19 protein-coding genes are annotated in these 15,921 nt (G+C 63.6%); 10 read left to right on the forward strand and 9 right to left on the reverse strand.

Features of this window, described 5'->3' with window-relative positions:
• Positions 1-80 precede the first annotated feature (80 nt).
• The 3 genes from NLM25_RS39190 (at position 81) to NLM25_RS39200 (ending at position 1,654) form a co-directional block, all read left to right on the forward strand.
• On the forward strand, positions 81-998 hold the full coding sequence (locus NLM25_RS39190; protein ID WP_254140442.1) for a LysR substrate-binding domain-containing protein: 918 nt from the start codon (positions 81-83) through the stop codon (positions 996-998).
• A gap of 140 nt (positions 999-1,138) precedes the next feature.
• The gene (locus NLM25_RS39195; protein ID WP_254140443.1) at positions 1,139-1,366 is read left to right on the forward strand and encodes a hypothetical protein; all 228 of its coding nucleotides are present in this window, start codon (positions 1,139-1,141) and stop codon (positions 1,364-1,366) included.
• A 57-nt stretch (positions 1,367-1,423) separates the two neighbouring features.
• A complete protein-coding gene (locus tag NLM25_RS39200; RefSeq protein ID WP_254140444.1) occupies positions 1,424-1,654 on the forward strand; it encodes a hypothetical protein in 231 nt (76 codons plus the stop codon).
• A gap of 32 nt (positions 1,655-1,686) precedes the next feature.
• Here NLM25_RS39200 and NLM25_RS39205 read toward each other — a convergent pair whose 3' ends face one another.
• Entirely contained in the window at positions 1,687-3,564 is a 1,878-nt protein-coding gene (locus NLM25_RS39205) for a lysophospholipase (RefSeq protein WP_254140445.1), read from the reverse strand.
• A 188-nt stretch (positions 3,565-3,752) separates the two neighbouring features.
• On the opposite strand from NLM25_RS39205, the gene uvrB reads away from it, so the two are divergent.
• Positions 3,753-6,710: an excinuclease ABC subunit UvrB gene (gene uvrB / locus NLM25_RS39210; protein ID WP_305887588.1), complete on the forward strand. Its 2,958-nt coding sequence runs from the start codon at positions 3,753-3,755 to the stop codon at positions 6,708-6,710.
• 16 nt (positions 6,711-6,726) lie between these two features.
• Here the strand turns inward: uvrB and NLM25_RS39215 are convergent, their stop codons facing one another.
• The 4 genes from NLM25_RS39215 to NLM25_RS39230 all read right to left on the reverse strand — a co-directional run bounded on the left by NLM25_RS39215 (position 6,727) and on the right by NLM25_RS39230 (position 9,194).
• Positions 6,727-7,728: a hypothetical protein gene (locus tag NLM25_RS39215; RefSeq protein WP_254140446.1), complete on the reverse strand. Its 1,002-nt coding sequence runs from the start codon at positions 7,726-7,728 to the stop codon at positions 6,727-6,729.
• Positions 7,729-7,900: 172 nt separating this feature from the next.
• Positions 7,901-8,275, reverse strand: a complete 375-nt coding sequence (locus tag NLM25_RS39220; RefSeq protein WP_254140447.1) for a hypothetical protein — start codon at positions 8,273-8,275, stop codon at positions 7,901-7,903.
• Positions 8,272-8,658: a hypothetical protein gene (locus NLM25_RS39225; RefSeq protein ID WP_254140448.1), complete on the reverse strand. Its 387-nt coding sequence runs from the start codon at positions 8,656-8,658 to the stop codon at positions 8,272-8,274. Before NLM25_RS39225 ends, NLM25_RS39220 begins: the two co-directional genes overlap by 4 nt.
• Before the next feature lie 287 nt (positions 8,659-8,945).
• Positions 8,946-9,194 carry a hypothetical protein gene (locus tag NLM25_RS39230; RefSeq protein ID WP_254140449.1) on the reverse strand — a complete coding sequence of 83 codons (249 nt, stop codon included), beginning with the start codon at positions 9,192-9,194 and terminating at the stop codon, positions 8,946-8,948.
• Positions 9,195-9,491: 297 nt separating this feature from the next.
• On the opposite strand from NLM25_RS39230, the gene NLM25_RS39235 reads away from it, so the two are divergent.
• The 5 genes from NLM25_RS39235 to NLM25_RS39255 all read left to right on the forward strand — a co-directional run bounded on the left by NLM25_RS39235 (position 9,492) and on the right by NLM25_RS39255 (position 12,882).
• Positions 9,492-9,944, forward strand: a complete 453-nt coding sequence (locus tag NLM25_RS39235; protein ID WP_254140450.1) for a nuclear transport factor 2 family protein — start codon at positions 9,492-9,494, stop codon at positions 9,942-9,944.
• Between the two features lie 218 nt (positions 9,945-10,162).
• On the forward strand, positions 10,163-10,603 hold the full coding sequence (locus NLM25_RS39240) for a nuclear transport factor 2 family protein (protein WP_254123247.1): 441 nt from the start codon (positions 10,163-10,165) through the stop codon (positions 10,601-10,603).
• A gap of 269 nt (positions 10,604-10,872) precedes the next feature.
• The gene (locus NLM25_RS39245) at positions 10,873-11,802 is read left to right on the forward strand and encodes a hypothetical protein (protein ID WP_254124647.1); all 930 of its coding nucleotides are present in this window, start codon (positions 10,873-10,875) and stop codon (positions 11,800-11,802) included.
• Between the two features lie 336 nt (positions 11,803-12,138).
• Complete coding sequence (locus tag NLM25_RS39250; protein ID WP_254123248.1) at positions 12,139-12,561, forward strand: hypothetical protein; 423 nt, start codon at positions 12,139-12,141, stop codon at positions 12,559-12,561.
• A 183-nt stretch (positions 12,562-12,744) separates the two neighbouring features.
• On the forward strand, positions 12,745-12,882 hold the full coding sequence (locus NLM25_RS39255) for a hypothetical protein (RefSeq protein ID WP_014492018.1): 138 nt from the start codon (positions 12,745-12,747) through the stop codon (positions 12,880-12,882).
• 42 nt (positions 12,883-12,924) lie between these two features.
• Here NLM25_RS39255 and NLM25_RS39260 read toward each other — a convergent pair whose 3' ends face one another.
• The 3 genes from NLM25_RS39260 to NLM25_RS39270 form a co-directional block, all read right to left on the reverse strand.
• Positions 12,925-13,071 carry a hypothetical protein gene (locus NLM25_RS39260; RefSeq protein WP_166103493.1) on the reverse strand — a complete coding sequence of 49 codons (147 nt, stop codon included), beginning with the start codon at positions 13,069-13,071 and terminating at the stop codon, positions 12,925-12,927.
• Positions 13,072-13,271: 200 nt separating this feature from the next.
• Positions 13,272-13,754: a MaoC family dehydratase gene (locus tag NLM25_RS39265; protein WP_254140451.1), complete on the reverse strand. Its 483-nt coding sequence runs from the start codon at positions 13,752-13,754 to the stop codon at positions 13,272-13,274.
• Positions 13,754-14,206, reverse strand: a complete 453-nt coding sequence (locus tag NLM25_RS39270) for a MaoC family dehydratase (protein WP_254140452.1) — start codon at positions 14,204-14,206, stop codon at positions 13,754-13,756. The genes NLM25_RS39265 and NLM25_RS39270 overlap by 1 nt, the downstream gene beginning before the upstream one ends.
• Before the next feature lie 194 nt (positions 14,207-14,400).
• Between NLM25_RS39270 and NLM25_RS39275 the strand changes: the two genes are divergently transcribed.
• Complete coding sequence (locus NLM25_RS39275) at positions 14,401-14,697, forward strand: DUF4282 domain-containing protein (RefSeq protein ID WP_254140453.1); 297 nt, start codon at positions 14,401-14,403, stop codon at positions 14,695-14,697.
• Between the two features lie 121 nt (positions 14,698-14,818).
• Here the strand turns inward: NLM25_RS39275 and ychF are convergent, their stop codons facing one another.
• On the reverse strand, positions 14,819-15,916 hold the full coding sequence (gene ychF / locus NLM25_RS39280; RefSeq protein ID WP_254123252.1) for a redox-regulated ATPase YchF: 1,098 nt from the start codon (positions 15,914-15,916) through the stop codon (positions 14,819-14,821).
• Between the last annotated feature and the right edge of the window lie 5 nt (positions 15,917-15,921).

The following is a 15,921-nucleotide window of genomic DNA, read 5'->3' on the forward strand; positions in this document are numbered from 1 at the left end:
CAATTCTTGTGCCTCCCTTGCCCCGCCTTCGCAAACTGAGTTATCTTGGCCTTGCATCAGCTTTCCTGAGGGTCAGGCATTTGCGGCGGCTGCTGTTTCTCAACGGCATCAAGGCATTCGAGGCGGCGGCGCGGACCGGCAGCTTTGCCGCGGCCGGGCTCGAGCTCAGCGTGTCGGCGGCTGCCGTCAGCCGCATGGTGCATCTGCTGGAAGAACGTCTCGGCGTCGCCTTGTTCGAGCGCAAGGCCAACAAGCTCGTGCTGACGCAGGCAGGGCGCGCCTATCAAGGCGGGCTGACGCCGATCTTCGATGCGCTGGCAAGCCTCACCGCGCAGGTGACGGCGCCCTCGAGCGTGCGCGTGCTCACCATCGGCGTCGGCCACACCTTTGCGATGCGCTGGCTGATCCCGCGCCTGTCGGAGTTTCGCAGCGAGGAGCCCGACATCGAGGTGCGCTTCACCACCGGCGGCGCGTCGGTGCCGTTCGGCGAGGACTGGAGCTGCGGCATCAAGCTCGGCACCGGCGACTGGCCGGGCCTGGTCGCCGAGCCCTTGTTCGCCGGCGACCTCACGCCGGTCTGCGTGCCCCGCCTCGCCGCCTCGTTGAAACGTCCGGCCGACCTCAAGGGCCCCAGCCTGATCCGCGTCGCGCATTCGCCGGAGGACTGGCCGATCTGGCTGAAGGCCGCGAACCTCACCCGCATCAACGCGCGCGGACCGGAGTTCCAGTTCTACGGCCAGGCGCTCCAGGCCGCCGCCGACGGGCTCGGCATCGCCATGGGCATCCGGCCGTATATCGACGACGACCTCGCCGCCGGCCGGCTGGTCGCGCCGTTCGATCTCTCGGTGCCCAAGGGCATGCGCTGGTACCTGCTCTATCGCAGCTTTCAGACCGAGCAGCGCGACTTCGCCGCGTTCCGCCGCTGGATCATGCGCGCGGCATCCGAGCCCGCCGCCCGGCCGGTGAAGCGGATCGGCCGTACCGCCACGCGGAACTGACACCCGTTCAGCAAGGCCTCGGGCAAAAAAGCCGACCGCTTGTGAACGGCTTCACATTCTGAAATCTGCAAACGTGGTCCCCTGACCCTCCAACAAGACACTTACGGAACACTTCACTTACGGAACACTTGGGGACTGCAATGACGACCCTCTACGACGGCTTTGACATTGAATCCTTCGAGGCCGGCAAAGGCCTCTGGCATGCCCGCATCCGCCGTGCCGATCTCAGCCCCGTCGCCATCGACGGCGTGCTGTTTCCGGCCATGGAAGTCGGTTTCGCCTGGCCTGATCAGAACGCGGCGATCGCCGATGCCAAGCACCACATCGATCGCTTCCGCCGGCGGGCCGACGACAGCGACGACGAATAAGCGAGCGGGACTGCAAGCGAAGCAAGGGACAGCGCGGCGCAAGAGGGGGAACCGGTCATGTCAGTCATCGAATTCGAGGACACGCCGCGGCCGAGGATTTACGCCCGCAATGTGTTGTCGAAATGCCCCGAATGCGACGGCGATCTCGCGGTGCTCCGCGTGATCGGCGGCCGTGCCGGATGCGAGTACTGGACCATGCGCTGCACCGATTGCGGCGGGATCCATCTCGACATCCTCGAGCCGCATCGGGCGGCTGGGGACGACGAGGGCCCGCTGCCGGCGGCGTGAGCCTCTCGCCGTTTGACATGGCTGATGCCCTGTCAAACCCGGCTGATGACGATGTAGACGAAGCAGATATACAGCACCAAAAGCCATGTGCGTTCCGCCGTAGGGTGGGCGATCAGGAACCCGAGTCCCAGGATCACGGTCGCAAGGAAGACCAGCAGTCCCGTCGAGCAACGGCCCAGTATCTTGATGAGGGTGCTCTGCTCCTCGGCGTCTTTCTTCGGCAGATCTCCCGATACGATAAACCTGGCGATGTCCGCCCAGTGGCGCTCCTCGTGGCCTGCGCCATGTGAGCCCGCAATGTAGCTGACCTGTTCGACAGCGCCGGTGGCGGCATCGCAAAAGCCGTCGTGCCCGGCGCTGCCCAGATCGAACCGGCGGAAGGGCTGCATGCCCTTCGGGAAGATCGCAACGACCCAATCGCCCGTCGCGACATAGTTGAGCACCTTCTCGACCCGCTTGCCGACCAGATCGTGCCAGCGGTAATCGCGGCGCACCACGCTGCCGGCGAGCACGATGCGCTTGAATCTTGCGGCCGGGTAGTCGCGCAGGGCCCGGGCGACGAGGTACGTTCCGTTGGAATGTCCAACATAGGAGAAGTCTGCGCGCGGATAATGCGCTCTCGCCTCCGCATATTGGTCCATCAACCATTCCGCCTTCTGCTTTCTGACCCACCACAGGACGAAAGGCGCCATGGCGAAATAGCCGTAGCTCGTGGTCACCGAGCGGAAATCCTTCTTGCGGCCCGCCGCTTCCTGCTTGATCGCGCGTGCGATCTTCTGCGTCCAGAACCCCTTGTCGCGGATGCCGTGAATGACGAACACGAGGTCGGTCACGTCCCAATTGGGCGGCCTCGGCAGGCTATCCATCATTTGTTCGCGGTTCACCGTGCAAGGATCCGCAGCGAGGCTGGCCGGCGAATTGCACAGGGCGCGGCGGAACACGACGTATCGCTGTTCGTCGCAAATCTGCTTGAATGCCTTGGCCGATTGCCCGGGCTGCCTTGCCGTGACGAAATCATCTCGATCCATCTCGGCTTCGACATTTCGAGGCCGCTTCAGCCGGACGATGTCGGCGTGGCCCGAATTCGGAACCTCCAGATAGAAATAGGACTTCTCGCGACCGTCGCCCTCCTCCTCGTTGGAGGTGTCCACGGCATAGTCGACGCTGTCGTCGGGCGAGACGATATCGTCCACGGTCCCGAGCAATTGCGTGACGACGATGTCCGGACGGCTGCCGCGACGCTCGCGCTCGTAGTGCATCAGTGCCAGCCACTGCAATCGGGTCTGAATCGAGAAAACCGCGCCCTGCCGGATATCGAAGATGATCGGGAATCCGCCGAACAGGGTTTCGCCGACCCAGATGCCGACGTTCCATTTGGTCGAGGTCCACCAATCCATGGCCGACGACGGCGTCCAGCCGCGATTCATCCCGGCGATCAGCACGATCCGGCGGATCTTCTTCGCCCAGGGACGCGGCTGCAGATACGCACGGAAGGCGGGCTCGAAGGGAGCGGCGAGCGTCGGACAGTCGCTGCGGTCCGGCTGGCCATGCGCGACGATCGCAACCTTGCGCGCCATGACGGCGCCCATGCTGTGCCCGATCAGGATGATCGATTCATATTCGCCGGGATCGTCCTGCCCGGCGCCGCCGGCCCGGTCCTGGCTCCGCAGCTCGATGATTTTCTCGATGTGCTTGATGATGTCGACGACCACCTCGGTCGCATCGTGCGTGCACAGCCACCCCCAGGGCCCGGCAAACGGCAAAATTGGCGCGTAGATATCGGCGTCCGGATAAGCGTCCCGGACCGCGTCCTTCACCGGCTTGAGGGCCTTCGGGCTTTGACAGAATGCGTGCAGCAGGACGATCAGCTCACGATGCTTCCCTGCCCGCTCCAATCTCGCTTGTTGCATATGGACTCGCCAAAAATTGAAGTTTCGAAATATCGGGGAAGCTAGCAAGACCACCCTGGATTGCAATTGACAGTTCCGGCAATGTGACGACGCGACGCTGCGCCCTGCTGCCAACCTGCTGTCAGCAGGCTGCATCCGGACCGGCATTCGCCCTTTTCTGAGCCGCGGACTCGTCCCATATTCGGGGCATGGCGAAGAAACCTGCTCCCCCGAAATCCCCTAAATCCAAAGCCCCGAACTCGAAGGCACATCGGCCTGACGTGCAGCCGATCGGGCCGGCGCTGGCCGAGCTGCTCAATCCCGCGATCAATCGCGGCGATGCCGGGCTTGGATCGGGCACCGGGCTGCAGCCGCCGCCGGACAATTCACGCGATCGCCGCTCCGGGGGCGAAGCCGCGGCGCATCGCGCGCGCGCCTCGACGCCGAAGGAGTTTCCGCAGGACACCGCGCGGCCGATGCCGCTGCGCCCCAACCCGCAGCCGCCGGGTGGCCGTGCATCGACCGAGGGCTTCGACGAGGCGCCGCAGGCCAATTACGGCACCGCGGCTACGATCCCGACGCTCGATCCGGAACTGGCGCGGCAGCTCGGGCTGCCGACGGAAGAGGACGACGCCGAGGCGCTGGCACGCCCTCCGCGCAGCAAGATGGAGGCGCTCGGCGTCAAGGCCACCGCGGACGCGCTGGAGTCGCTGATCCGCGAGGGCCGTCCGGAGTTCCGCAAGGACGATGGCTCCATGAAGGTGTGGACGCCGCACCGACCGCCCCGCCCGGAAAAGTCCGAAGGCGGCGTGCGCTTCGAGATCAAATCGTCCTACGAGCCGCGCGGCGATCAACCGACCGCGATCGCCGAGCTGGTCGAGGGCATCGACCGCAACGACCGCTCGCAGGTGCTGCTCGGCGTCACCGGCTCCGGCAAGACCTACACCATGGCCAAGGTGATCGAGGCGACGCAGCGCCCGGCCCTGATCCTGGCGCCGAACAAGACACTCGCCGCCCAGCTCTATGGCGAGTTCAAGAACTTCTTTCCGGACAACGCGGTCGAGTATTTCGTCAGCTATTACGACTACTACCAGCCGGAAGCGTATGTCCCTCGCACCGACACCTACATAGAAAAGGACTCCTCGATCAACGAGCAGATCGACCGCATGCGCCATTCGGCGACGCGCGCGCTGCTCGAACGCGACGACGTCATCATCGTCGCGTCGGTGTCCTGCATCTACGGTATCGGCTCGGTCGAGACCTACACCGCGATGACATTTGCGCTGAAGAAAGGCGAGCGCATCGACCAGCGCCAGCTCATCGCCGACCTCGTCGCGCTCCAGTACAAGCGCACCCAGGCCGACTTCACCCGCGGCACCTTCCGTGTCAGGGGCGACGTCATCGACATCTTCCCGGCGCACTATGAAGACCGGGCCTGGCGCGTGAACCTGTTCGGCGACACCATCGAGACCATCGAGGAGTTCGATCCGCTCACCGGCCACAAGCAGGACGAGCTCGAATTCATCAAGATGTACGCCAATTCGCACTACGTGACGCCGCGTCCGACGTTGGTGCAGGCGATCAAGTCGATCAAGTTCGAGTTGAAGCAGCGGCTCGACCAGCTGCACGACCAGGGGCGCCTGCTGGAAGCGCAGCGGCTGGAGCAGCGCACCACCTTCGACCTCGAGATGATGGAGGCGACGGGAAGCTGCGCCGGCATCGAGAACTATTCGCGCTACCTCACCGGACGCCGTCCCGGCGAGCCGCCGCCGACGCTGTTCGAATACGTGCCCGACAACGCGCTGATCTTCGCCGACGAAAGCCACGTCACCATCCCGCAGATCGGCGCGATGTTCCGCGGCGACTTCCGTCGCAAGGCGACGCTGGCCGAATACGGTTTCCGCCTGCCGTCCTGCATGGACAACCGCCCGCTCCGTTTCGAGGAGTGGGACATGATGCGGCCGCAGACCGTCGCGGTGTCGGCGACGCCGAGCGGCTGGGAGCTCAACGAGAGCGGCGGCGTGTTCGTCGAGCAGGTCATTCGCCCCACCGGCCTGATCGATCCGCCGGTCGACATCCGCCCCGCCCGCACCCAGGTCGACGATCTCGTCGGCGAAGTGCGCGCCACCGCGCAGGCCGGCTATCGCTCGCTGATCACCGTGCTGACCAAGCGCATGGCGGAGGATCTCACCGAATATCTGCATGAGCAGGGCATTCGGGTCCGCTACATGCACAGCGATATCGACACCATCGAGCGCATCGAGATCATCCGGGATCTCCGCCTCGGCGCCTTCGACGCGCTGGTCGGCATCAACCTGTTGCGCGAAGGCCTCGACATTCCCGAATGCGCGCTGGTCGCGATCCTCGATGCCGACAAGGAAGGCTTTCTGCGCAGCGAGACCTCGCTGATCCAGACCATCGGCCGCGCCGCGCGCAACGTCGACGGCAAGGTGATCCTCTATGCCGACCAGATGACGGGATCGATGGAGCGCGCCATCGCCGAGACCAACCGCCGTCGCGAGAAGCAGGTCGAGTACAACACCGCCAACGGCATCACGCCGGAGAGCGTGAAGAAGCAGATCGGCGACATCCTCAACTCCGTCTACGAGCGCGACCACGTGCTCGTCGAGGTCGGCGGCCACGACATGACCGACGACGTCATCTCGATCGGCCATAATTTTGAGGCCGTGCTCGCCGATCTCGAAACCCGGATGCGCGAGGCCGCCGCCGATTTGAACTTCGAGGAAGCCGCCCGCCTGCGCGACGAGGTCAAGCGCCTGCGCGCCACCGAGCTTGCGGTCGTCGACGACCCCACAGCAAAGCAGCGCACCGTGCAGGGCAAGGCCGGCGCCTATGCGGGCGCGAAGAAGTACGGCGACGCGGCGAATTTGCCGGTCAGCGCCATGAAGAAAAAGACCGTGAGCTCCGCGCTGAAAGCCAGCGGCGGCGGCAGCGGCTCGAAGGTGCACAAGCCGCATCTCGACGAGATGCACGGCCCGGAATCGTTGCCCTACCGCGAGAACCAGACGCTGCCGTCAAAACCGTTCGGCAGCACCAGCCGGATCATCCAGCCGACGGACTCACGGCAGTCGGGCCCGGAGTTCGGGCCGGCGCCGAAGTCGACGGGTGGCGCGCCGGGACGAAGAGGTGGGTGGAAGAAGAGGTAGGAATTACCTATAAGGATCAAAGTGTAGACAAACTAAATCTGTCAGTGGTCGGATCTGTCTTCCCTATCCGCTCAATTATCTGGTCCACGCGGCTTTTATCCATTTCCCAACCAGCCAGACGGCCCTGCCTAAAATGGAACTCGCTTCTCTGCCGAGACCATGGAAACTCTTTCTGAACTGCACAAAATCGCACGCCATCTGTCACGCGGAAAAAGAGGTCAATGCTCCATTCAGCCGCGATAGTCTTTTCTGGAGGAATAATGAATGGTCTATCGAGCCACGATTGGACAATTGTTGTTCGCTCATGCTCGCCAAACGTCGTCAAATGCAACGCGTCACCCTGATAGTGAACGAGGAAGCTCGTTCCAATATTGCCTAGCCCACCGTCAGGATTCAGGCTCCAACAGCGGACTAGAATATTTTCTACCTTTTTGAAACCATCGTCTGCAGCATACGCAACTTCAAACCCGCCGCCCCAAGAGTCAGATAGCCCGTACTTACTCGAATACTGGGCCATAATCGCATTTCCTACGAAGTTTACCATCACGGCCCGCGCAGCAAACCCCTCGTCGTTGTCAGGCATGGGCATCGCGTCTGCGGCCGACAGAATGTAATTGAAAAATGCTTCTCCGCCTGTTCCAAGAAGATAGATACGCCGCTTGTCGACCTCAAATCCTTTGGCGTGGACACAGAGCGGTTGAATAGTATCTTTGTAGATTAGAAGCGCGACCACCTCTACGCTGCTAGGGAGCGAATTGAGAGCTGACAAAAGCACATTTTCATTTCCTGGAAATTGCTCCCTGTCCTTCGGCAATTTCTCGTCGAGATATATGACGAGATTGCGAGCTACTTCCACAGACCCAGCCCAAGCGATCATTAGATACGGCCTAACGATTACGAGCTTTTGGGCTAATCCCGATGCAAAGAATCCATTCGCATTGGTGTGAACTGCATATTCCGGACGGGTAGGCAAAGTTACGCTCGTCGGCATTCGCCACGATGTCAGGAGATCGCCCACAAACGCGGGCCTCCCTCCCATGCTCAAACCTGCGACTAAGGTCACCGTGGGTGCTCCTTGCTGAGTCGGGTCTGTATTCTACCTCAAGCAAAGTCCGCAGAGTGCATTCATGTAGCCCCTAATAATGATCGTGGCCCCGCTTTGCCGCGCCTCCGGAATGACGAAGTGTCTCTCACGCCGCGATCGTCGCCAGCAGCGATAGCTGCAGCACCGACGCCATGAGTTGCAGCGACGTCGCGGGCCTGGCACGCCAGCGGGCGATCTTTTCCGAGAAGGACAGACTCGCGTCGAAAAACTGCGCTTCGTAGCCGTTCCTGAAGTGCCTCGGGAAGGCCGACCCGACCGAGACGGCGAAGATGCTGTAGAAGACCGACGCCAGCGCGATGGTGAGCACGTGGCTGCCGCCGTGAGAGTCTTCCAAGAACTTCACCATCAGTGACGCCGCGGCGAAGATCAGGAAGCCCTGAAGGATTGTGGTGAGCGCAAAGCCTTCGAGCCAGTTGAGAGGGCCGGTTTCGACGCGGTGATGAAGGGCATGCCCCCTCACCCCACGCTCGCCGTCACCACGGCCATCACCGACAGCAGCAGCACGATGGTCATGAGCTGGAGCGAGGCGACCGGCTGGGTGCGCCATGCGGTGATCTTGTCGGACAGCGACAAATGGGCCTCGAAGAACTTTGGTTCGTAGACGGTCTTGAAGACGGTGGGGAAGCTCGGGCCGAGGGTCACAGCTAGCATCGCGTGGGCGAGCGAGGCGATGGCGACGAAGATGGCGACGCCGGGGTCGCCGACGAGGTCGTGGTTGCCGACCAGCTTGAGCAGGAAGGCGGCGGCGGCGAAGGTCGGGAAGCTCTGCAGGATCGCGGTCAGCGCGAGGCCTTCGAGCGCGTTGTACAGGCGGGACTTTCTCGTGGCGGCGATGGTGGCCATGGCACGTCTCCCTGATGACATGGGGATGACGTTAATCGGGGCGGGAGGGGCGTGATGTGAGATGGGTCACGCGCCTTCGGGGCCCGAGCGAAGGGAGATGGATTCCAACTTCATCGTTCGCGCGAACGTAACCGCACACTCCGGCGCATCCCCTTGCGGGGGAGGGTAAGGGGGTGGCTCTGGGAGAGGTCTGAGTTCGTGGCTACCCCTCTCCCCGCCCCTCCCCCGCAAGGGGGGAGGGAGTGAGAGAGCGGTGGCCGCCTTTACTCGCGCGAGCATGACGAAGACTACAGCTTGCCCTGCCCGTTCATCTGGCTCTGCTGCTGCCGCTGCTTGTCCTGCTGCATTTGCTGTTCTTTGGCGTGATGGCGGCCGTAAAGGCAGCCGGCGGCGGCGCCGAGGACGCCGTGATGACCGGCATAATGGCCGGCGACGCCGCCGACGACGGCGCCCTTGATGCAGCCCTTGGCGTTGGCGGCGGAGGTCGCGCCAAGCATCAGAAGCGCGGCGGCCACAGTGAGAAGCGGGGAATTCATGGATCGATGTCTCCGGATGCGATGTCTCGTCGTCAACGAGCGCGGATGGGTCCGGGTTCCCGCTCGCGCGGCATGGCAGGGCGCGCTCGCCGATAGGCGCGCGGCGTCATCGCAAGACTCCGGTCCCGTGCGAATTCATGCGAGTGGACAAACGCGCAACCCCGAAAATTGCAGCCCCATGAACCCGGCATTGCGCCGGCGCGTCATATTCGAGAGACATCCTGTGTTTTTGCGGATTGATGGATCCATGAACCGCACGATAGCGTTTGCAATCCACGGCCGACGAGGGCGGGAGGCATGACGATTGACTCGCTGAACAGGCAACGCGTGCTGCATCTGCTGGAGAGTTTCGCGCGTGGCGATCTCGAGGCCGCGCTGTCGTGCTGCACCGACGACGTCGACTTCCTCACCCACGCGCCGATCGACATCCTGCCGCACATGGTGCCGCGCCACGGCAAGGAAGAGCTGCGCGCGCTCTGGCAGACGGTGTGGTCGCGCTATTCGGAGATCCGCTACAAGGCGCCGCACGTCCTCGCCGACGGCGACGAGGTCGCGACCTACCTGCACACCTACTTCAGGAAGCGCAGCAACGATCGCATCGTGCAGTTCGACATGGCCGTGTTCTACACCTTCCGGGGCGGGCTGGTGGCGCAGATCCGCGAGATCATCGATTCCTACGATCTGGTGCAGCAGGTGCTGGAGCGGGAGATCGGGCCGCTGATCGCGGGGGCGCAGACGGACGGGGTGTAGCCTCGCTGTCGTCCCCGCCACAGCAGAGACCGGGAGATTACGGGGTTCTATTGCAAATCTCACAAAGCGCGCTCAATTGTGCATTGCAAAAACGTGATTTGAGTTTTGCCTGAAATCCCGTATTTGTTCGTACACAAATGAGTTGAGCAGCCCGCGGCACCGTTTTCGTGCACGGGGTTGTTTCCGTTTTTGCAAGCCAGTTTCAGGACGCCCCCAAAATGACAGAGCACAGCCTCTGGCGTTTCTCGCGCGCGTTGCACCGCGCGGTGAACGACCGGCATTTCGAGGATATCGAGGCCCTGATCGACGAGGACGTCGAATGGGCGATCTACGGCCCGATCGACATGTTTCCGTTCCTCGGCGCGCGCCAGGGCAAGGACGCCGTGCTCGACGTCATCCACCAGCTTGCTGACAATTTCCGTGTCCGCCGCTTCGACCGCGAGAGCATCATGCTCGGCGTCGATTCCGCCGCATCGATGCTGCGCTATTCGCTGACGGCGCTGGATTCCGACAAGCCGATCAGCTTGCGGGTCGCGCAGTTTGCCCAGTTCAAGGCGGGCAGGCTGATCAGCATGCGGGTGCTCGTCGACACTTTCGATCTGGTTGAACAGGCACTCGGCCGCGCCATTCATCTGCCGAAGATGACGAGCGCCGGCTGAGGGGGACGCCAACGGGCCCCGCTTTCGGGACCGATGACGATGCCTGGCGCGACGTCCTGGCCTCCAGCCCCGCCGGATGCCGTCGTGGAAAAGCTCGTCATCGGGCGCGCGCCTTTCGCGCGGCCCGTTGGTTCGTCATTCCAGGCGAGCCGCCACAATTTCGCAACGATAGATCACCATCGTTTGAGCGGACCGATTGGCGCATGGTCATCACGGACCGCCGCATTATAGTGGCGGGAAGCATGCGCCAGGGGCTCGCGGGCAGGACGATGGAATTCTCGACAGGTTTTGGCTGGACCAGGCTGCCGGTGCTGGCGGCCGTATTCATTTTGGGCTCGGTGCTGACGGTGTCGGCGCAGATCATTCCACCCTTCTCCCCACCCGCTGCAGTGCCCGACGACGAGGCAGAGACCGAGGCCACGGAGACCGCGGCGGCCCCCGACGCCAACGACCCCGACGTGCTCAAGGGCATCGACGTCGACAAGCTCGACTGGAGCCAGCTCGCGATCGACGCCGGCACCGGCAACGACATCGCGGCCGCCAAGAAGCGCGCCCAGGCCGCCGCCAAGGACGGCATGAACTGGTCGACCAACACCAATGCCAACGGCTCCTCGTCGGTGGCGGTGAAGCAGTCCGTGTTCTCGTTCTGGGACACGCGGATCGGCGCCGACATGACGGTGGCGAGCGAGCCGCGGACGATGTCCGAGCTGCTGGCGCAGAAAGCCGGCAATGGCGGCAGCCTGCCGCAATCCTCCGGCAGCGCCTGGGCGGCCGCGACCGCGCCGGGCGCCGGCTCGATCTGGGACAAGACCGCGGTGGAAGCCCGCGTCGACCCCGGCGCCGAGCAGAGCAAGATCGGGGCGTCGCTGACCAAGTCGGTGCCGCTCTCGAACGATACGTCGCTGACGCTCCAGAACGGCTACAGCGTCAACCAGCAGGGCACGACCGCAGTGCCCGGCATCGGCGGCCACATCACCCGCAATTACGAGACCGACCAGACCGCCAAGGTCACCATCACCGACACCGGCACCAGCATCACCGCCGGCCAGTCGCTGTCGACCACCGACGACAAATGGCTACGCAAGGTCGGTGCCGAGCAAAAGCTGTTCGACAACGTCACCGTCTCCGGCTCGGTCGGCGAGACCTCGCAAGGCGCGATCAACAAGAGCCTGACGGCGGGCTTCAAGAAGAGCTGGTAGTCGAACGTCGGCTCTCTCCCCTCATCCTGAGGAGCGCTCCAAAGGAGCGCGTCTCGAAGGATAAAGGCTCGCTGAGGCAGTCGGGCCTGCGTGGTTCTCGCGGCGATGCGCAGCATCGTCCGCTGCGCGCGCTTCGCGCTCCCCACCATGAGGATAGGTTCATGGTCCCAGCCGGCGTTCAGACTCTCGTAACCATACGCCACGGCAAAGCCCCCAATTGGTCCGCCCTTGCCGCACCTTGGCCAAGTTGCGGTCAAAATCCGACGCCCTAGTCCCCACAGATGTCGTCGTGCGGGGGACACTCGCGCCGCGCTCAACGCGAACAGGGGAATAACGATGAACGCCATGCGTCCGGAAAAGACCGAATCCACCGAGACCGAGACGGTCGACAACAACCTCGCCGCAGTGACGGAAGTCGAGGCCGGCATCCGTGACTTCGTCCGGAACGACATCGCCTATCTGCGCCGTCCGGCATCGGCGACCGCCGACGCGCCGCCGCTCGATCCGAGCGCGGAAGCCACCGTCACCAACGTCAATTCGCTGATCCAGCGCGTCGCCGGCACCTCACTCGCCGAGATCGAGAATCTGATCTCCGAGCTCGAGAGCCTGCGCGACCTGCTCCACGCCGAAGGCCAGCGCGTCCAGCGCGAGATCTCCGGCTACGCCCAGCTCAGCCAGGCCGCGATGAAGTCGACCCGCATGATCGCCGACAACGTCGCGCAGTGGAAGCGCGCCGCCGACGGCCTGCGCAACAGCTGATCGCCGACGTCATGCATCATCGGCCGCCGCGTTCCGAAAGGGGCGCGGCGGTTTTGATTCAGGGTGCATCCTCAATGGAGAATGTGGCCGGCCGGGCCAACACCGCCTTTGAACCCTCCCCCGTGTCCCGGCGACCAATGCCAAGCGCCCGTGCCGCTACGGCCGGTCCTGGGGACATTTCAGATGGAAAGCATTCGGCCCGACAATACGGACCCGATCCCGCTGCGGCCCGCGCCGAACCAGTTCGGCACGATCATGCTGCGCTTCGTGGGATTGCTGGCGGTTGCGATCGCGGTGCTGGCGTTCGTTTATAGCCGCTGAAGGTGGAGGCGGGCCGTCCGCCTCCGGGGAGTTAACGAGCCGTTAACGGCTGGCGTCGACCGTCGAGGCTTCGAGGGTGTAGCCACCATCGGCATAGCCCTTCACCACCATGCCGGCGACCAGCATCACGGCCAGCGTCGCGGTAGCAAAGATGAATCCGACCAGCTTGAGTGCGCCGCGGTCTGCCATGGTCCTCGTGTCCCCTGTTCTCTGCCCAATTCGTTTCAATTAGACAGCGACAGGTTCATAATTGGTTAGCAACTCGATGGTTCCGCTAACTGCTTTGCGGGTAACCACGTTGAGCAGGCTTATGGCAGCCGCCCTGAATCGCGTCCATAGCGCGCGGGCAACACTCGCGCGCTCTTTTGGCCGTTCATCTTGGAACTGATCTAATCACCCTTCGCGCGCATCGGCACGAAGGCGCTGGCGGTGATGGAATAGACCTCCTCGCCGCGTTGGTTGGTGCCGGTGGTGCGGGCGGTCAAGATGCCCCAGCCGGGACGCGAGGCTGATGTGCGCTTGTCGATGACGACGTTGACGTAACTCACCGTGTCGCCCGCGAGCACCGGCTTGATCCAGCGCAGGTCGCGAAAGCCCGGCGACGGGCCCCACACCGCGACCTCCTCGCCGCGTGAAGCGGCCTCACGCGCCAGACGCTGGCCGTCCGCGACAAGCAGGCTCATGCAGGCCGAGCCGACATGCCAGCCCGAAGCGGCAAGCCCGCCGAACAGCGAGTTCTTGCCTTCCTCCTCGTCGAGATGAAAGCGCTGCGGGTCGAACTTTGCGGCGAAGGTCTTGATGGACTCCGCCGTGAACGTGTACGCGCCGATCTCGCGGCGGTGGCCGATCTCGGTCTCCTCGAAAAAAGGCATCAGACCGCTCCCTCGCGCCGCTTGATCAGGATCGGCGAGGTCATCTCGCCCAGCGCCTGCCCCGCCGCGTTACGCACGGTGCATTTGAACTTGACGATGCCGAGATCAGGGCGGCTCTTCGAGGTGCGGGCCTCCAACACGTCGACATCGAGCGTGAGGTCGTCGCCGGGCCTCAAGGGAGACAACCACCGCACCTCGTCGACGCCGGGCGAGCCGAGTGACGCGGCGCGGGTGATGAAACCGTCGGCCATCATCCGCATCATCAGCGAGCAGAGGTGCCAGCCCGAGCCGGACAGGCCGCGCAGCATGCTGTTGGCCGCGGCCTCCTCGTCGAGGTGCATCGGTTGCGGATCGAACTCGGCGGCAAAGGCCAAAATCTCGTCGCGGGTGACATGGCGCGGGCCGAATGTTCCGTAGCGGCCGGGCGGGAAGTCTTCAAAGGTCAGGGTCATCTTGGGCTTGCTGGCTGAAATGACAGATTGTGGCCGCACTTTGCGGCAATCTCAACCCGCCGGCCCGCATGGCTCGTGCTACATTCGACGCGGCGGCGTGGTCTGAGTCGGATCAGCCGAGGGCCGAGATCCACACGAAGGCCCAATTTGGCAAGGCCCTGTTTGGCGAGGCCTGGTTTGTCTTGGGGAGAGCAATGTTTTCATTCAGCGACCTGTTTCAATGGGACCGCTTTATCACTCCGACGATCATCAAGACATTTTACTGGCTGGTGATCGCGCTGATCTGCCTGTTCGGCCTTTCCGGCGTCTTCTCAGGACTCGCGACCATGGCGATCAGCCCGTTCGGCGGCTTCCTGCTGCTGCTGTCGTCGATCGCAAGCGTCGTCGTCGGCATCGTGTTCTCGCGCATCGCCGCGGAGCTGATCCTGATCGTCTTCCGCATCAACGAGCATCTCGGCGCGATAAGGGACCAGGGCGGCGGGATGAAGTGAGGCAGGCGCAGTGCCGTAGGGTGGGCAAAGCGAAGCGTGCCCACCTCTTTTGTCGTATTGGATAGATGGTGGGCACGGCGCGATGCGCCTTTGCCCACCCTACGGGAGCGAGCTCCGCTTCTTACGTATTAAACCGGAAATGCATCACGTCGCCGTCGGCGACGACGTATTCCTTGCCTTCGAGGCGCAGCTTGCCGGCATCGCGGGCGCCGGCTTCGCCGTTCAGCGCGACGTAGTCCTCATACGCGATGGTCTCGGCGCGGATGAAGCCTTTCTCGAAGTCGGTATGGATCACGCCGGCCGCGCCGGGCGCCTTGGTGCCGCGATAGATGGTCCAGGCGCGCGCTTCCTTCGGACCCACCGTGAAATAGGTGATGAGGTCGAGCAGCGTGTAGCCGGCGCGGATCAGGCGATCGAGGCCGGCTTCTTCGAGACCCAGCGTCTCCAGGAAGTCGGCGCGCTCTTCGCGCGAGATGGTGGCGATCTCGGATTCGATCTTGGCGGAGATGACGACGGCGACGGCGCCTTCCTTGGCGGCCTGCTCCTGCACCGCCTTGGAGAACGAGTTGCCCGTGGCGGCCGAGCCTTCCTCGACGTTGCAGACATAGAGCACGGGCTTGGACGACAGCAGGCCGAGCATCCCGAAGGCACGCTCCTCCTCCGCCTTGCGCTCGACGAGACGCGCAGGCTTGCCTTCGCGCAGCAGCACGAGCGTGCGATTGACGAGATCGAGCTGCTCCTTGGCATCCTTGTCGTTGCCCTTGGCCTTCTTGGACAAATTGTCGACGCGCTTCTCGAGGCTGTCGAGGTCGGCGAGCATCAGCTCGGTCTCGATGGTTTCGATGTCGGCGAGCGGCGCGATCTTGCCCTCGACATGGGTGATGTCGGAGTCCTCAAAGCAGCGCACGACATGCGCGATGGCGTCGACCTCGCGGATGTTGGCCAAAAACTGGTTGCCGAGGCCTTCACCCTTGGAGGCGCCGCGCACGAGGCCCGCGATGTCGACGAAGGTCAGCCGGGTCGGAATGATCTGCGCCGATTTGGCGATCGCCGAGAGCTTGTCGAGCCGCGGATCCGGCACCGCAACCTCGCCGACGTTCGGCTCGATGGTGCAGAACGGATAGTTCGCAGCCTGCGCCGCGGCCGTCTCGGTCAGCGCATTGAACAAGGTCGACTTGCCGACATTGGGCAATCCGACGATCCCGCATTTAAATCCCACGAGCG

It is taken from the genome of Bradyrhizobium sp. CCGB01 (genome assembly GCF_024199795.1).
In the GTDB taxonomy this organism is placed as follows: domain Bacteria; phylum Pseudomonadota; class Alphaproteobacteria; order Rhizobiales; family Xanthobacteraceae; genus Bradyrhizobium.

Excerpts from the sequence above, each read along its gene's own strand:
- NLM25_RS39195 (WP_254140443.1), top strand. The coding sequence starts at position 1,139 with ATGACGACCCTCTACGACGGCTTTGACATTGAATCCTTCGAGGCCGGC.
- NLM25_RS39200 (WP_254140444.1), top strand. The coding sequence starts at position 1,424 with ATGTCAGTCATCGAATTCGAGGACACGCCGCGGCCGAGGATTTACGCC.
- NLM25_RS39205 (WP_254140445.1), bottom strand. The coding sequence starts at position 3,564 with ATGCAACAAGCGAGATTGGAGCGGGCAGGGAAGCATCGTGAGCTGATC.
- uvrB (WP_305887588.1), top strand. The coding sequence starts at position 3,753 with ATGGCGAAGAAACCTGCTCCCCCGAAATCCCCTAAATCCAAAGCCCCG.
- NLM25_RS39225 (WP_254140448.1), bottom strand. The coding sequence starts at position 8,658 with ATGGCCACCATCGCCGCCACGAGAAAGTCCCGCCTGTACAACGCGCTC.
- NLM25_RS39230 (WP_254140449.1), bottom strand. The coding sequence starts at position 9,194 with ATGAATTCCCCGCTTCTCACTGTGGCCGCCGCGCTTCTGATGCTTGGC.
- NLM25_RS39235 (WP_254140450.1), top strand. The coding sequence starts at position 9,492 with ATGACGATTGACTCGCTGAACAGGCAACGCGTGCTGCATCTGCTGGAG.
- NLM25_RS39240 (WP_254123247.1), top strand. The coding sequence starts at position 10,163 with ATGACAGAGCACAGCCTCTGGCGTTTCTCGCGCGCGTTGCACCGCGCG.
- NLM25_RS39245 (WP_254124647.1), top strand. The coding sequence starts at position 10,873 with ATGGAATTCTCGACAGGTTTTGGCTGGACCAGGCTGCCGGTGCTGGCG.
- NLM25_RS39250 (WP_254123248.1), top strand. The coding sequence starts at position 12,139 with ATGAACGCCATGCGTCCGGAAAAGACCGAATCCACCGAGACCGAGACG.
- NLM25_RS39255 (WP_014492018.1), top strand. The coding sequence starts at position 12,745 with ATGGAAAGCATTCGGCCCGACAATACGGACCCGATCCCGCTGCGGCCC.
- NLM25_RS39260 (WP_166103493.1), bottom strand. The coding sequence starts at position 13,071 with ATGGCAGACCGCGGCGCACTCAAGCTGGTCGGATTCATCTTTGCTACC.
- NLM25_RS39265 (WP_254140451.1), bottom strand. The coding sequence starts at position 13,754 with ATGCCTTTTTTCGAGGAGACCGAGATCGGCCACCGCCGCGAGATCGGC.
- NLM25_RS39270 (WP_254140452.1), bottom strand. The coding sequence starts at position 14,206 with ATGACCCTGACCTTTGAAGACTTCCCGCCCGGCCGCTACGGAACATTC.
- NLM25_RS39275 (WP_254140453.1), top strand. The coding sequence starts at position 14,401 with ATGTTTTCATTCAGCGACCTGTTTCAATGGGACCGCTTTATCACTCCG.